The sequence below is a fragment of the Streptomyces longispororuber genome, assembly GCF_024448165.1.
Taxonomy (GTDB): Bacteria; Actinomycetota; Actinomycetes; order Streptomycetales; family Streptomycetaceae; genus Streptomyces; species Streptomyces longispororuber_A.
The window spans coordinates 16,430-27,398 of the sequence record NZ_JAMOLN010000140.1 but is presented as its reverse complement, the minus strand read 5'-3'; the positions used below and the strand labels follow the sequence as shown (position 1 = coordinate 27,398).

General features: G+C 69.6%; 8 protein-coding genes. 7 read left to right on the top strand and 1 reads right to left on the bottom strand.

Going from position 1 to position 10,969, the window contains the following annotated elements; translation table 11 throughout:
• The first annotated feature begins 25 nt into the window (after positions 1-25).
• The 6 genes from M4J07_RS31945 to M4J07_RS31920 all read left to right on the top strand — a co-directional run bounded on the left by M4J07_RS31945 (position 26) and on the right by M4J07_RS31920 (position 8,792).
• Entirely contained in the window at positions 26-1,255 is a 1,230-nt protein-coding gene (locus M4J07_RS31945) for a hypothetical protein (RefSeq protein ID WP_255977469.1), read from the top strand.
• Positions 1,256-1,487: 232 nt separating this feature from the next.
• Complete coding sequence (locus tag M4J07_RS31940; RefSeq protein ID WP_255977467.1) at positions 1,488-2,264, top strand: GH12 family glycosyl hydrolase domain-containing protein; 777 nt, start codon at positions 1,488-1,490, stop codon at positions 2,262-2,264.
• Positions 2,265-2,382: 118 nt separating this feature from the next.
• A complete protein-coding gene (locus M4J07_RS31935) occupies positions 2,383-5,082 on the top strand; it encodes a glycoside hydrolase family 6 protein (protein ID WP_255977465.1) in 2,700 nt (899 codons plus the stop codon).
• 164 nt (positions 5,083-5,246) lie between these two features.
• Positions 5,247-6,515: a PucR family transcriptional regulator gene (locus M4J07_RS31930; RefSeq protein ID WP_255977463.1), complete on the top strand. Its 1,269-nt coding sequence runs from the start codon at positions 5,247-5,249 to the stop codon at positions 6,513-6,515.
• A 230-nt stretch (positions 6,516-6,745) separates the two neighbouring features.
• Complete coding sequence (locus M4J07_RS31925; RefSeq protein ID WP_255977460.1) at positions 6,746-7,663, top strand: SGNH/GDSL hydrolase family protein; 918 nt, start codon at positions 6,746-6,748, stop codon at positions 7,661-7,663.
• Between the two features lie 49 nt (positions 7,664-7,712).
• Positions 7,713-8,792: a tyrosine-protein phosphatase gene (locus M4J07_RS31920; RefSeq protein WP_255977458.1), complete on the top strand. Its 1,080-nt coding sequence runs from the start codon at positions 7,713-7,715 to the stop codon at positions 8,790-8,792.
• A gap of 252 nt (positions 8,793-9,044) precedes the next feature.
• On the opposite strand, the gene M4J07_RS31915 is transcribed toward M4J07_RS31920, so the two are convergent.
• The gene (locus M4J07_RS31915; protein ID WP_255977456.1) at positions 9,045-9,317 is read right to left on the bottom strand and encodes a hypothetical protein; all 273 of its coding nucleotides are present in this window, start codon (positions 9,315-9,317) and stop codon (positions 9,045-9,047) included.
• Between the two features lie 379 nt (positions 9,318-9,696).
• On the opposite strand from M4J07_RS31915, the gene M4J07_RS31910 reads away from it, so the two are divergent.
• The gene (locus M4J07_RS31910; RefSeq protein WP_255977454.1) at positions 9,697-10,965 is read left to right on the top strand and encodes a hypothetical protein; all 1,269 of its coding nucleotides are present in this window, start codon (positions 9,697-9,699) and stop codon (positions 10,963-10,965) included.
• Positions 10,966-10,969: the final 4 nt, after the last annotated feature.

The following is a 10,969-nucleotide window of genomic DNA, read 5'->3' as shown; positions in this document are numbered from 1 at the left end:
CGACCCGGCAGTCAGGAGTGACCCCATGCGCACCAGAAACACCGGCCGCTGTCCGCGGCTGCACCTCCTGCTCCTCGCCGCGCTTCTCTCCGTGACGTGGCTGATTCCCTTGGGCGCGACCGCCTCCGCCGCGCCGTCCGACCCCCGGACGCTCCTCATCGGGCAGTCCACCCGCGCCGCCTGGGACGACTACACCTCCTTCGGACAGGCTCCGGACGGCGGCTCCGTCTACTACGAACTCGCCTCCGGGAACTGGGTCGGCCCCGGCCACGCCGACTACGCGTCCTTCCTCGCCGGCCAGGGCAGGACCGTGCAGGTCGGCATCAGCTGGAAGGACAACCCGCCTGGCTTCGAGGGCGGCGACGAGAACGCCAAGGCCGCCCGCTCGCGCGCCGTCACCCAGGAACTCGCCGACGGCAAGTACACCGATCGGTTCGCGACACTGATCGACTTCATCGACGCCCACCCGTCCGCCACGTTCCTGCTGCGCCTCGACTACGAGGTGAGCTCCTTTTACCACTGCACCGACGACACTTGTGCCTCGTACAAGAACGCCTTCGCCCGCATCCGCTCGCTGATCCAGGGGCGGGCCCACCAGGACAACGTCCGCTTCGTCTTCCACCCGGTGCGCGGCGAGTTCGAGAAGCTCTACCCCGGTGACGCCGCGGTGGACAAGATCGGCGTCTCGGTCTTCGCCCACGAACTGTGCATGCCCATCCACGACCTGGGCGGCTACCTCTACAACGGCACCCCGCCGGACAACTACGACACCGCCACGCTGCAATGCCGCAACGCCTACCTGGACACCGACTCCTCGGGCAATCCGAGCGCGGTCTGGAAGAACTGGGACTACGACGCGAACGTCCTGAAGATGATGAAGTTCGCCCAGGACCACGGGAAGAGGATGATCGTGTCCGAGTCCGGGATGATGAACTTCACCGCCGACGGCGGTGACACCAGCGGCGCCGAGCCCGTCCGCGGCGCCACCTGGACGAAGCGGCTCTTCGGACTCCTCGACTACCGCGGCCCCATCCCCAACATGGCTGGCACCTACGACCTGTCCGACGTCATCGACACGGTCACCTACATCAACCTCGACTTCCGCTACGGCTGGGACGGACAGGACGACGGCTCGTTCGACTTCCCGCCCGACTCGACGTGGTTCGCGGACGGACGCCTGTCCCGGAACACCGACGCGCGGACGGCGTTCTGCGAGGGCCTCGCCGCCACCGGATTCCGCACCGGCTGCGGCTGAGGCACCTCCCCGCGACAGCGAAGGGTTTCGACGGCACGCCGACGACCTGCGCCGTCGACCGAAACTCGCGCGAACGATTGACGCGCGCCGCGGAGTTCCCCACGATGCCGGTCGGACCACTCCCGCTCCGTCCGAGGGGGCCGACCGACATCGTGAATGTCATGAACGCGGCAATCTCGTCACGAATGGGAGCGCTCCCAAGATGATCGCGAACCGACGAAAGGAAAGCGACGTGAAGCGTCCCCCCACCCTCGCCCGCCGGGCGAGGACCGCTGCCGCCGTCCTGGCCGCGGCCGGCTGCCTGTTCGCCTCCGCCTCCACGGCCACCGCATCCGCGCGCGCGACCGAACTCTGCGGCGCCTTCGACACGTTGAGCGTGGAAGGTGGCAAGTACACCGTCCAGAACAACGTCTGGGGAGCGTCGACGGCCCAGTGCATCTCGGTCGACGGCGCCTCGTTCGAGGTCACCCGGGCCGACCACGCCAACCCGACGAACGGCGCCCCCGCCTCGTATCCGTCGATCTACGCGGGCTGCCACTACGGCGCCTGCACCACGGGCAGCGGACTGCCACTGCGCATCGACGCGATGAACCGGGTGACCAGCAGCTGGTCCACGCACTCGCCCGCGAGCGGTGTCTACGACGTCGCGTACGACCTCTGGTTCGACCCCGACGCCCACGCGAGCGGGCAGAACGCCGGAGAGCTGATGATCTGGAACAGGTACCAGGGCCCGGTCCAGCCCGTCGGGCAGAAGACCGGCAACGTCACCATCGGCGGCGCGAACTACGACGTGTGGGCCGGCAACATCGGCTGGAACGTGATCAGTTACGTGCGGACCAGTCCCACGGACGCCGTCACCGACCTCGACCTACGGGCCTTCGCCGACGATGCCACCGCGCGGGGCAGCCTGCGGGCCGACTGGTACCTCACCAGCGTCCAGGCCGGGTTCGAGCCATGGCAGGGCGGAACCGGACTGCGCACCGACGCCTTCTCGCTCAGCGTCTCCTGACCTGCCGCCACGACCGGGCCCCGGCCGCACGGCAGGTGGGAGCCCCCCCCGGCCGTGCGGCCCCGGCGTCCGATCCCTATGCCCCACCCCTGTGTCCACCCCACGAAGGGACAGAAGAGTGCACCGGCATCAACCTCACCGGCATCACCCGCACCGTAGACGCCTGACCGGCGCGGCGGTTCTCACGGCCGCGGCGCTCGCAGCGGCCCTGCTCACCCCCTGGTCCGCGACAGCAGGCACCGCCCGCGCCGCCGAACACGTCGACAACCCGTTCCAGAGCGCCGACGCCTACGTCAATCCCGACTACACGTCCCGCGTCGAGCAGTCCGCCGACGAGCAGGACGACGCGGAGCTGGCCGCCCGAATGCGCGGCGTCGGCGGACAGCCCACCGCCGTGTGGCTGGACCGGATCGCCGCCATCGAGGGCGGCGCCGCCAACGACGGCCGGCTCGGCCTGTCCGGCCACCTCGACAAGGCCCTCGCCCAGGCACGGCCCGGCACTCCGATGACCGCCACGTTCGTCGTCTACGACCTCCCCGGAAGGGACTGCTCCGCCCTCGCCTCGAACGGTGAACTCCCGCTCACCGAGGCCGGGTTGGAGCGCTACGAGAAGGAGTACATCGACCCCGTCGCCGACGCCCTGGCCGACCCGAAGTACGCCGACCTGCGCATCACCACCGTCATCGAACCCGACGGCCTGCCCAACCTGGTCACCAACCTCTCCGACCCCGACTGCGCCCAGGCCAAGTCCAGCGGCCTCCAGGTCAAGGCGGTCCAGTACGCCCTCGACAGACTCCACGCCCTCCCGAACGTCTACACGTACCTGGACGCGGCCCACTCCGGCTGGCTCGGCTGGGACGACAACCTCCAGGGCGTCGTCGATCTCTACACCGAGACGGCGAAGGGCACGAAGGCCGGGCTCGACAGCGTCGACGGCGTCGTCACCAACGTCTCCAACTACACCCCCACGGCCGAGCCCCACCTCGACGACCCCGATCAGACGGTCGGCGGTCAGCCGCTGAAGTCCGCCACGTTCTACGAGTGGAACGCGAACTTCGACGAGGCGGACTACGCGAAGTCGCTGCGCACCTCATTCGAGGCGGCCGGTTGGTCCGACGGGCTCGGCGTCCTCGTCGACACCTCGCGCAACGGGTGGGGCGGCGCCGGCCGGCCCGGCGGTGCGAGCGGCGACACGGCCGACGCCTACGTCACCTCCGGACGCGTGGACCGGCGCACGGACCGCGGCAACTGGTGCAACCAGCAGGGCGCAGGCCTCGGCGCCCGACCCCAGGGAGCACCCGCTGACGCGCCCGGCATCGACGCCTACCTGTGGGTGAAGCCGCCAGGGGAGTCCGACGGCTCCGGCGAGGACATCGACAACGGCGAGGGCAAACGCCCCGACCCGAACTGCGACCCCGACTTCACCACCCCGAAGGGAGTCAGGACGGGGGCGCTGCCGGACGCACCGCTCGCCGGGCACTGGTTCGACGCCCAGTTCGCGATGCTGGTGAAGAACGCCTATCCAGCGGTGAGCGCGGCGCCGGTGAAGCAGGTCACTCAGGCGTCGTACTCCACGAAGTCCGCGGCGGCGGACGGTGACGACTGGCTGCACACCGACGGGGCCCGGGTCGTCGACGAGCAGGGCAACCCGGTGTGGATGACCGGCACGAACTGGTTCGGCTTCAACACCGGCGAACGCGTCTTCCACGGACTGTGGTCGGCGAACCTGGAGACCATCACCCGGCAGATGGCCGAGCGCGGCCTCAACACCATCCGCGTCCCCATCAGCACCCAGCTCGTCCTGGAGTGGCAGGCGGGCAAGGCCGCCGTGTCCAGCGCGGTCAACACGTACGAGAACCCGGACCTCAAGGACAAGACCACGCTGGAGGTGTTCGACCGCTTCCTCCAGCTCTGCAAGACGTACGGGATCAAGGTCATGCTCGACGTGCACAGCGCGGAGGCCGACAACTCCGGCCACGTGTACCCGGTGTGGTGGAAGGGTGCCATCACCAGCGAGGACTTCTACCGGGCGTGGGAGTGGCTCGCCGACCGGTACAAGAACGACGACACGGTGATCGCGGCCGACGTGAAGAACGAGCCGCACGGCAAGCAGGCCGAGAGCCCGCGCGCCAAGTGGGACGGCTCCACCGACGAGGACAACTGGAAGAACGCCTGCCAGACGGCCGGCCGCCGCATCCTCGCCATCAACCCGCACCTGCTCATCCTCTGCGAAGGCATCGAGATCTACCCGCGCGACGGCAGGAACTGGTCGTCGACGAACGAGGCCGACTACCACTTCAACTGGTGGGGCGGAAACCTGCGCGGCGCCGCCGAGCACCCCGTCGACCTCGGCAAGGACCAGGACCAGCTCGTCTACTCCCCGCACGACTACGGCCCGGCCGTCTTCCGGCAGCCCTGGTTCGAGGGCGACTGGAACAAGGACACCCTGACCCGGGACGTGTGGCAGCCCAACTGGTTCTACCTCCAGGAGCAGGGCACCGCACCGCTGCTCATCGGTGAATGGGGCGGCCGCCTCGACGGCGCCGACAACCAGAAGTGGATGACGGCGCTCAGGGACTTCATCACCGAGCACCGCATCCACCAGACGTTCTGGTGCCTCAACCCCAACTCCGGTGACACGGGCGGGCTGTTGAAGGACGACTGGAAGACGTGGGACGAGGAGAAGTACGCCTTTCTCAAGCCTGCGCTCTGGCAGAGCGACGGCCGCTTCGTGGGGCTCGACCACGTCGTGCCCATCGGCGGCACCGGCAGCGCAACCGGACTGACACCGCAGCGGGCCCCGGCCCCGCGCGGCTGACCATCGGCGCCGGACCGCCGCGGGAGGCGGCCCGGCGCCCCGACCGGGGTCGATGGGCGGGGCATGTTCCGGTTTTCGCCGGCCCATCGCTTTGCGATGAATCTTTCGGCACACTCGGCCCCGGCCGATACCGATGAGCAGGGACCTCGCCGGGAGCTGGTGTGATGGGTGAGCAGGCGTTACGCGCTTCAGCGGCAAGCAGTCGACGGGCGCCGCTGCAGATCGCCGGGCGGCAGATCGGTCCGTACCTCCGCGCCCGCGTCCCGGAGCTCAGCCGCGCGGTGGTCGGCCGCCTGCGCACCGAACTGCCGGTCTACGCGGGACTTCCGGCCGAGGCGATGTCCGGCGACATCACCGAGATCGTGCAGCACAACCTCCGGCTGTGCGCGGACGTCCTGGAGCACCGCCGGCCGGCCACCGAGTCCGAGCTGACGGAGCAGCGCGACTCCGCCTCGCAGCGTGCCGAGGAGGGAGTTCCGCTCGACGCCATCCTGACCGCGTACCACATGGGTTCGGCGATGTGCTGGCGCGAGATCACGGCCGACGCGGAACCGCACGAGCTTCCGGCGGTGCAGGAAGCGATCGACCGCGTGCTGACGCTTCTGCAGCAGTTGACGGCCGCGGTGAGCGCGGCCTATCTGGAGACCCGGCTGCTCATCGACAGTCAGGAACAGGACGGGCGCCGAGCCCTGATGGCGGCGCTGCTGTCGGGAGAGGAACCGGGCGGCCGCGGCGCGCCCCGCCCGGCGCCGTACTACGCGGCCTTCACCCTCGCCGTCGACCTGCACCCGGACGAGAAGGCGGCCGGGCCCGGCGCCGCGATCGCCGCCCGCCGCAAGATCCGTCGGCTGCGTGCCGCCATCGACCGCGGTGGCCACGAGCCCGCCCTCACCGCCCTGGACAGCGAGGGCGGCACGGTACTGCTGCCGGTGACCGAACCGCCGCCCTGGAGCGAACTGTGCCGTGTCGTGGAACAGGCGTCCCGATCCGCGGCCGTCGCCATCACCGCGGCAGCGAGCGTCGTAGGGACCGCGGCTCTGCCGGAGGCGGTCCGACGCAATGCGGAGGTCGTGGAGCTGGTCCGCCGTACCGGCCGCCCGCCCGGTCTGTACCGGCTGGCGGACGTCCTGCTGGACTACCAACTGTCCCGCCCCGGCGCGGCCCTCGACGAACTCGCCAACCTTCTGGCCCCGCTGGGGCCCAAGCCGGGCCTGCTGCGGACCCTGGAGGTGTACCTGGCCTGCGACTTGGACCGGCGCGCCGCCGCGGCCGCACTGTTCATCCACCCGAACACGGTGGACTACCGGATCCGGCGCATCACGCAGCTGACCGGCCTGTCTCCGTCGAGCACGTCCGACCTTCACCAGATCAACGCGGCGCTGGTCGCGCGACGCAGCCGTCATCCCGTCTCCGGCCCGGACCGCTCACCGTGACCATCTGACCGATTCCGGGGCCGCCGGGACGGTGGCTACTGGGACGGCCGGAAGTCGTCGGTTCGGATCAGCCCTGTTGTCACGCGTCACAAACATGCCGCCAAGACTCTGCATTACCTGCCAGTACAACGTCGTTGCCAAGGCCATCAGGCTGTCCGACAGCACTTCCCCCATCGGAACGTGCCCGGAATCTGCTCCGTATCCGCTCGGAATCTGCCTGGAGGGTCGCCTTGAACTCACCTGCTCGTTCCAGAACCCAGCACCGCTCCCACCGTCCGGCCCGTACCTCCCTCGCGGCGGCGACCCTGGCCGTCGCGGCCTTCGGCGCCACCCTGAGCACACCGGCCGTGGCCGCCTCGTCCGCCGACCGGGAGGTCTACGTGGCGCTGGGCGATTCGATGGCCTCCGGGCCTCTCGTCCCGCCGATCACCGGGCCGATCGCCTGCGGGCGGTCCGAGCGGAACTACGCGCACCTGCTCGCCGCGAAGCTGCAGGTGGACGCGTTCCGCGACGTGACGTGCAGCGGCGCCGACACCCAGGACATGACGCACCCCCAGCCGCTGTCCGTCGGCGGCATCGACGCGGGTACCGCCGCCCCGCAGTTCGACGCGCTCAGCGCCGACACGACCCTGGTCACCCTCACCATCGGCGGCAACGACGTCGGCCTGGTCGGCGTGGCCCAGGACTGCCTGCAGCTCAACCCGTTCGCGGACCCCTGCAAGGACGAGTTCGTCAAGGACGGGGTCGACCAGGTCGCGCAGCGCATCGCCGCCCTCGGCCCCAGACTCGACGCCGTGCTCGACGAGATCCACGCGCGCTCGCCCCAGGCACGCGTCCTGGTGACCGGGTACGGCGACTACATCAAGCCAGGTGGCTGCTGGCCGCGCGTTCCGGTCCTGGGCAAGGACGCCGACTGGCTCCAGGGGAGCGTGGACGGCATGAACAGCGTGATCGCCGCCCAGGCCGCCGCCAACAACGCCGAGTACGTGGACGTCCGCACGCCGAGCAAGGGCCACGACTCCTGCCAGTCGGCGAACGTGCGGTGGGTCGAGGGCTACATCCCCGGCAACCTCGCGGCGCCGCTGCACCCCAACGCGGCCGGTGAAGCCGCCTACGCCGACATCGTCCTCAACCGGCTCGGCGCCTGACGCCGCCCCGACCCGCCCCCCCGCATTCACCGGAGAGGACCTCCACCTCGTGCGCACACATCCGAAGCTGACCGGTGTCGCCGTCGCGGCAGCACTGCTCGCCGGTACCGGCACCGGCGCCGCGTTCGGCGCACCGGCCGCGCCCCCGGCCGCGGCCAGCTCGATCACCGCCGCCGTGCCGTTCACCACGGCCGAAGCACGCCGGGGTGCCGACGGCGGCTACACCCTCGGCTACGCCTCACCGGCGCAGTCCGTGACCGTCGTCGCCGTCACCGACCCGAACGCCGTCACCGGTACGACGGTCGGCACCACGGCAGGCACGGCAACCCTCGACGTCCCCGCCGGAAGACTGCCGTCCGCCGCACGCTGGTACTTCCGGCTCGTGCCCGACCAGGGAGCGGCGCTCGTCGTCGCCGACCGCTCGCTGGGTCTCGCCTCGGCGAAGAACTTCCGCGACGCCGGCGGCTACCGCACCACCGACGGACACTGGGTCCGCATGGGCAAGGTCTACCGGTCCAACAAGCTCAGCACGCTCACCGCGGCCGAACAGGCCACGCTCCTGTCCCAGGGCATCTCCCTGGACGTGGACCTGCGCAACATCAAGGAACGCTACGACGACCCCGACGCGCTCCCGTCCGGCATCCGGTACCAGGTCGCCGACGTCGTCTCGGTCAGCCACGGACTGAAGTTCCACGAATCGGCCACGGTCACACTGGTCAAGGCACTGGCGGCGGGCCTGCTGTCCGGATCCTCGGACCTCGGCCAGTCCATCGGCTACCCGTTCATGGTCGACTTCGTCGGTGCCGACTACGCGTTCCACGACCTGCTCACCGCCGTCGCCGCCAACGACGGAGCCACCGTCTTCCACTGCAGCGCGGGCAAGGACCGCACCGGCTGGAGCAATGCAGTGCTGCTGACCCTCCTCGGCGTCCCCCGGTCCACCGTCGAGGCCGACTTCCTGGCGAGCAACGCGTACTTGGGCCGCGAGGACGCCGTGGAACTGTCCTGGCTGCGCGCGGCCTTCAGCGAGGTCGACCATCTCTACGGCAGCTTCGACGCCTACGTACGGGACGGTCTCAAGGTCGATGCCGCAACGGTCGCTGCCCTGAAGTCCAAGCTTCTCGTCTGACCGCGCAGGCCATTCGTCGGATCCGCTCGCTGGGGCCGGGCTGATCAGGACCATGGCGGAGGGGGCGGTGCGGGGGAGTGGCCACGGTGCCACTCCTTTCAAGTCCCTTCGTACGATGACCTCTTGCGCACCGGTCTGCTGGAGACGTTGCAGGCCATCGAGCCGTTGGAGAGCATGGACCCGTACCTGCACCGCTTCACCCGCAAGCTGCGGCACCGTGGGCATCCACGCTGACCAGCGTTCGGGCCGGCACTACCGACTGCGTCGGTCGAACCTTGCCTTGGCGGTACGCCGGCCGATGCCCGTCCCGACCGCGACACAGAGAGCGATCAGCGTGGCGGTGCCCCAACGCGCATCGTTCATGACGCCTCCATAGACCACGATGCAGGACGACAAGGTCATGAAGAACGCGATGGTGCAGAGCATTCGCAGCGGGACCAGGTACCAGATCGGTTTGCCCTCGCCGACGGTCGACGCGGGCCGAGCGTGCTCAGCCGGGCTCCCGGGCTCCACGTCATCGGCCAAGTTCTGGACTATGGCGGCGAACCGCCGATCGATGTCCGAGTGCGGGTCTGGTCTATGTTCCTCACCCACCCTGAACCCCCGTTCTGTGGCCTGTGCCTGATGGCCCGATCGTCCCGGAGGGGCTGGAGCTCGTCAACGCTGAGCGCCGGGCGAGCATGAGCGGAGACCTGGCGCTACGGCTCGGAGCGGATGAAGTGGTCTCGTAACAGGAGCGCCGTCTCCTTCGTGGTGATGACGAACGGACGAACTTCAGGGCCCGTGCTCACGGAGGCCCCACCTCCGGGCTGGGCAGACGAAGGCCGTCGGGGTATTCCCGTGGCGAAGGCTGTGTCCCACGACTCTGTGGACCTCACCCCCACCGTCCGGACGGAGACCCCTCATGCCGCCCATCCCCGCAGCCTGTCAGAGCATCGCCGACCGTATCGAAGATCTGGAACAGGAGTTGGACGCCCTCCAGCGGGACTTGGCGGGTCTCGACAGGCCGAAGGACGAGCCGGGGCCGGGACCCGGGGAGAAGGGACAGATCGGCCGACAGATCAACAGAATCAGGGCTGAGATCCGCGACGCCAAGCGGGACTTGGCCGCATGCACGGAACGCAATTCGCCTCCTCCGTCCCCGGACACGCGGCCCGATCTGCGCGTGTGGTACCTGGAGGTCAACCAATCCGTCCAGACGGGTGGCGCGGCGAACCGGATCCGGTTGATCCGCAACCGCTCCACCGTGGTCAGGGTGTTCGTGATGTCGGGCGTGGACAACGGGTTCGACGCGGGCGCCGGGCGCAACCGCTGGCCAGGAGTGACCGGGGACCTGCAGGTGATCGATCCCGCGACCGGCTCGTCCGGAGCGGCCCTGCAACCCGTTAATCCGGGCGGCATCGTCACCGCGGTGCCCCTGCGTGAGCTGGACACGGAGAATCTCGGACACTCGTTGAACTACCGGCTGCCTCTGTCGGCCGTTTCGACCCCCGTCATCGAATTGCGTGCCCGGATATGGGTGCGCGGGCACTACGGAGAGGGCGGCGGCTGGAGCTCTGAAGGCTCGACAACCGTCGAACTCCGCGACCGGCAGCCTCAGGAAGTCACGCCCATCCTGCTCATCGACACCGTCGGCGGCACACCCCCGCCCACCATGGCGACTTTCGTCAGCGTCCTGCGGCGCGGTGCCCTGGCCAGGCTCCCGGTGCCGTTCTTCAGCGTCAATCCGCCGATCACCCTGCCGGTCACGCAGGATCTCACGTCGGTCCTCGGCTGGGCGGGCATGCTCTCCGGCCTGGCCACGATCAACTTCATCGGTCGCCGCTCGGGAGGAATCAGGTGCGGCCTGCTGCCTTTCAACGGCGCCTATCCGGTGGGAGGGATGGGGATTCCGCGGATCGGATTCACGGCGCCGGCTTTCGCCTCCGTACCCGATGAGGACACCTTCGCGCACGAAATGGGTCACACGCACGGCCTCGATCATGCGCTGTGCACCGGCGCGGAACCGTGGCCGCACGACTCGCGACTGCCGGGCCGATCGAACGCGACGGGCCTGCACACCGAGGACATGCTCATCCGCCCGCGTGGCACCGGGGAACTGATGGGCTACTGCCCCAACCCGACCTGGCCCTCGATCGAAACCTACGACCACGTCTACGACAACCCGGCATGAGTGG